This window comes from Nonomuraea cavernae, assembly GCF_040655715.1.
Classification (GTDB): Bacteria; Actinomycetota; Actinomycetes; order Streptosporangiales; family Streptosporangiaceae; genus Nonomuraea; species Nonomuraea cavernae_A.
The window spans coordinates 1-4622 of record NZ_JBFAKL010000063.1 but is presented as its reverse complement, the minus strand read 5'-3'; the positions used below and the strand labels follow the sequence as shown (position 1 = coordinate 4622).

General features: G+C 64.5%; 4 protein-coding genes. 1 reads left to right on the top strand and 3 read right to left on the bottom strand.

The annotated features are described in order from the left end of the window. Positions 1–56 precede the first annotated feature (56 nt). From AB0I38_RS40110 to AB0I38_RS40100, 3 genes are all read right to left on the bottom strand, one after another. Positions 57–389 carry a hypothetical protein gene (locus AB0I38_RS40110; RefSeq protein ID WP_358496042.1) on the bottom strand — a complete coding sequence of 111 codons (333 nt, stop codon included), beginning with the start codon at positions 387–389 and terminating at the stop codon, positions 57–59. A gap of 312 nt (positions 390–701) precedes the next feature. Next, complete coding sequence (locus tag AB0I38_RS40105) at positions 702–3362, bottom strand: hypothetical protein (RefSeq protein ID WP_358496038.1); 2661 nt, start codon at positions 3360–3362, stop codon at positions 702–704. Further along, positions 3359–4339, bottom strand: coding sequence for a hypothetical protein (locus tag AB0I38_RS40100; protein WP_358496035.1), 981 nt, complete (start codon positions 4337–4339; stop codon positions 3359–3361). The genes AB0I38_RS40105 and AB0I38_RS40100 overlap by 4 nt, the downstream gene beginning before the upstream one ends. On the opposite strand from AB0I38_RS40100, the gene AB0I38_RS40095 reads away from it, so the two are divergent. Beyond that, positions 4334–4555 carry a hypothetical protein gene (locus AB0I38_RS40095; protein ID WP_358496030.1) on the top strand — a complete coding sequence of 74 codons (222 nt, stop codon included), beginning with the start codon at positions 4334–4336 and terminating at the stop codon, positions 4553–4555. The two genes, AB0I38_RS40100 and AB0I38_RS40095, sit on opposite strands and share 6 nt — an antisense overlap. Positions 4556–4622 lie beyond the last annotated feature (67 nt).

Sequence of the window (4622 nt, the reverse complement as noted above, 5' to 3'; positions counted from 1 at the left end):
CCAACATCGCCGCAGCCACCGACCACTACCGCAGTCACCCCGCCGACGGACTCCAGCTACTCGGTTTCACAACATGAGAACGCATCGGCCCTGCGCAGTCGGGCCAGTTCCTCGGATTCCGCGTCCTTCTTCGGTTTGCCCTTTGAGGAGGCCAATGTCCCGTTCTCCTCCTGCTTCGCCAGTGCTCGATGTGCGAGTGATACAGCTTTTCCTGGCTCATCAGGGGCGCCACGCTCGGGGCTGCCCTCGGGCAGGGCGTCATAGGCAGCCAAGATCCGCGCCTTGTATGCCGCGGTGAACGTCCGGCGCGCTGGCCGGCTCACCCGCTTCTCTGTCACCTGACCATCCTGCCCCGTCCTGGCGGCCTGATCAGCAAGGGTCATCGTCACTATCTCGATCGTCCTGTCTCGCCCTGCTTCGCATCAAAAGGACTCGTTCGTCCCACGTCTCACAGCAGTCTGACATAGAGGGGGGCAGTGTTTCCCCGGCAGTCATACGACAGGCCGCGACGCGGCTGCGAAGACCGCTTACTCCCTCCGCGCTCGGCCAGCTGAAAACGATCAAGTTTCTCGAGACCGGACCGAGCGCAGTCTCGGCTCCCTGCGACACCTACATACGGGCCGACCAGCTGGTCGCAGTACTAGCGAACAACCCGCTTCTCGACGGTGCGCTCGCGTTCGTTCGCCTCGGTCTCGACGGAGCTATGCGAACAGGTCTGCTAGCACGCCGACGGCCGTGTTGATTTGGTCGACGACATGGTCGCTGACTGGTTCTGTTGACTCAATGACTAGCTGGCCAAAGCCGGGAAGAACAGCGATTCTCTCACCGCCGATCATGGAGAGCCGCCAACTGCCGTCGGTGGCGTAGACCGCGATACCGCTGCATTCCCGGTATTGGCGCGTCGCGGCGAGAAGACGCGGTAGTCGTGGGTCAAGGAGTGGATCCGTGATGCCCTGCACGTCGAGGCGGACCTGGATGGCCGCGGCGCCGGGTGGCGCTTCGAGGGTGAGGTCGTCGAGGTTCAGTTCCACCGCTGTGCGGGTGCACCAGAGGTCGTCATCGATGAAGGTGGCGGCGTCCACGAGCTGTTGATCGATTTCGGTGCGAGTGACGGTATGTCCGATGATGGCGCTGAGGTACCTGGCGGTTTCGTCCGTCGGGTCGAGCAGGTCGTGGTCGAGCGCGGCGATGATGAGCGGCTGCGCTTGCACTATTCGTTCCCGGCGGGCAGGACCTGGGCGTACGGTCAGCCAGCTCAACGCTGCAGCGGCTTCCGGGAGCCATACGGGGAACCGTCGTTGGGCATTTGTCCGGGTTTCTTGATCGACTTGGTTCAGCCAGCCGGCGCGGGTACCGCCTCCCGCGAATACGCCGAGCCATCGCAGCCACAGGTCATCGAGGTCGTCCTCGGTCAACGGAACGTGCTCGGGGGTCCGGGCGGCGGCGAGGTTGAGCTTGGCCAAGGCGCCGGCGATCATTGTGAAGTTGCCGGCCGGTGCGAGGGGTTCAACCCACACCAGACGTGGGTCGGTTTGCGCGTCGGCCCAGCGTTGCAGGAGGTTGCGGGCGCGTACCCGAACGCGGGCGGCGAGTTGCCACCGCCGTGGCTTCGAATCCTCCTCTGATTCCCGTTTCTCGTCCTCGGCGTCGGGCTCATCGAGGAGCCGAGCGAGAAGCGAATGCCCAGCTCGTCCGGTGGCGGCTTCGGATGGAGTCCGTGCACGCAGTGCATCGAGCAGTTCGATGATTGGTTCACTGCCGTCGAGGGTGTCATTCCACATTCGGCCGTATCGGCTGGCGCGTGGGTCACGTCCGAGCTGCTCGCGTTCAAGGCGTACCCACAGGTCGTCGCTGCCCTGTTCGGTCTCCTCGTCGGCGGCAAGACCACCGGCTGAGGCGGGCGTCACCTTCTCGCTGACCTCCATCACCAGGTTGCGGTGCAACCAGGCCAGCACCTGGCCGAGTGGGTTGTAGAGGTCGCCGGTGGTAAGGCCGTCCGGCAGGTCGTTGCCGGGTCGCGTCGCGCCGGTGAGCGCGGTTGAAAGGGCGATCGTGTTGTCCACGACGACCTGATTGGACAGGATCGAACCGTCGGCATCGATCAAGCGGACGAGTCGCCCAGCGAGCGGACCGGCGGTAACGGCTTTGCCGGTGGCATCGAGGGTGATCGGTTGTCGCTGGGTCAGGTCGTCAAGCATCCAATCGAGCTCAGCGACTGGTTCGCTGGTCACCTTCACCCGTCCGCCGTCCTCGGCGGCTGCGGAGATCAGCCGTACAGCGGGCGCTTCCGGTTCTTGTTCGGGCCGGAACGACCATGATTTGAGTTGGTCAAGGTCGACGCCAACGGCTGTGGCCTCCGGGGGCGTGAAAACCGCTAGGATCTCATCGGCGGTGAGCTTGGTGAGAACGGCGACCTCGACGTTGCCGCCCCGTCCCACGGTGCGGGTCAACGCGGCTCGGGACAGGTTCGCTGATCCGGACAGGAGCCATCCCTGGGAACCAGCGATGGCGCCGATGAGTTTGGCGTGTACGAACTCGTCCGGTTGGTACATGAGTACGTCAGCGGTAGCACCGCCGACGTGCAACTGATCCTTAAGCCGGTCGCCGTTGACACTGGTGGCGCTCGTCAGGAATATCCGAACGCGGCGAGGGCGCAGGTCGGTAAGCAGGCGCCCGACAGCCTCTGCATCGTCGTCGTAGTACGGCGCGCTGAGCAGCAACTCGTCGATACCCGACGGCGCCTGTTCGTCGAGGATCGTCTTGAGCTGGGCGGCGAGGGAGGTGTCCAGGTTGTGGAGCACAGGTGATGCAACTGCTGGCGTATCGGCTGGCTTGGTCGCCAGCCGCCCATCGAGATCGAGCAGTCGTTGGGCAAGGACCGTGTCGTCGACGAGGCCGACAACGCGGTGCACCCAGCTTCGCCAAGAAGCTATGGCGGCGTCGCCAATGGGCGTGCCGGATCGGAAGCTGGTGAACACCTCCCGGCCCCGGTCGAGCCCAGTCATCGACAGGTTTCCCGAACCGACCAGCAGCGTCACCCTGGTTCCGGCCACCGCAAGGTACGTCTTGGGATGGAACGCTTGACCACCCGGCCGTACGCCGCGGAGCAGCCAACGCCGATTCACCGTAGCGAGGGCGTCGACGGCGTCAGCGGGTAGGCGGTCGAGGCTGGCGGTGAGCCTGCGGTGGTCCGCCAGGACGACAACGTTGAGTGGGGACTCTCCCAGCCGCGGCAGCAGAAACTCGTTGAACAACGACAGATCCACGCTGTACGTCGTGGCCCACAACGCCGACGCGGCGCTGGTGAAAAGTTCGTCGACCGGGCGGCTTCGTTCCCCCGAAGGGGCAACCGGGTCGGTCATCCAAGTACCTCGTTGACGAAGGCGATGCCCCGATCAGTCAGCGTGGGCTGCTCTGGGTCGTCACCTTCCCACAAGCCAAGATCCCAGGTAAGCCAGCTCAACGCATCCGCGCGGATCGCGGCGAGCGGGAACCGCTCGATGCCATGGTCATAGAACCGCAGCAGCCCTTCCTCCCAGCGGAAGCGGAAGGTGAAGTCAGGCAGCTTGGAGTAGGCAATGCGTTCATGCACGGGGATGATGAACTGCGACACCAGCCACCACAGCGTCCCACCGATGGACGGCTGACGGTCGAAATGCTTGCGCGCCTCGCCCAGAACCTCGGATATTGACGGTTGCCACGCCGATCTCACTCGGGACGCCTTGACCCAGCCGGGGTCGGCGCGGTCGTTCGTGCGGCGGGCGAGTTCGAGCAGCACCACAACGGCGGAGGTGGCGGTGTCAAGTCCTGCGGTCAGCCGTCGTAGCTTGTCCAGCGATCCCGTAGCAACGTTCACGCCCTCGCCGTCCCGGTCAGTCACGATCAACGACGCGGTATCGAGCGCGGCCGCAACTTCAGCCGTTGGGTAGCTGGCAGCCCACGCGGGTGGGCCTTCAACCATGTTCGAGGCCACTTCGCGTACCTCGGCGTGGGTGAGCCCCCGACCAACCTCGCGGCTGCGGGCCAACCCGGCGCGGCAGAACTGCGACCACACCGAACAGATGACTTCCTGCCAGACGTCCTTGGCAATCAGCGCCGCCCATTGACCCGCGACGAGAGCATGCCCTTCGCTACGCGACTGGGGATATGACCACAGCGCGTCCCGATATGCCCTGCCGGACCGCGGTACGTTCGGATCGGTGGCGACGAGATTTAGGTAATGCCCTACGCTCCTTCGCCGCTGTACGGCACCGGCATCCGGCGTGGCGCTGGCGCCTGCTTCTGCCTCAGCGCTGTCGGGAGCGGCAGGTGGATCGCTACCGAAGATGGCGTCGTGCACAGCACTACGCTCGCCCGGTCGCTCACGAAGCCGGCACAGGCAAGCGACCGCAGCATATTCGTCAACTACTGCCGCTGGTACCGGTTCGTTGGTCCACATGGCACGCTGGTAGTACTCGGTGGCTTCGACAGCGCTCCGAAATTCCGCCGCAAGTCGTTGAGCCCGTTCGGTATCACGAAGGACGTCAAGAGCAATGATCGAAACCTGTGGATCTGACGGGAAGGGGTGTACCTTCCCGAATCATCTGATCAAGGTTTCGAGATAAGGCCGACGCGCCAACGTC

Bases quoted from the DNA above. Each gene is read 5' to 3' on its own strand.
- AB0I38_RS40105 (WP_358496038.1), bottom strand. From the start codon at position 3,362: ATGACCGACCCGGTTGCCCCTTCGGGGGAACGAAGCCGCCCGGTCGAC.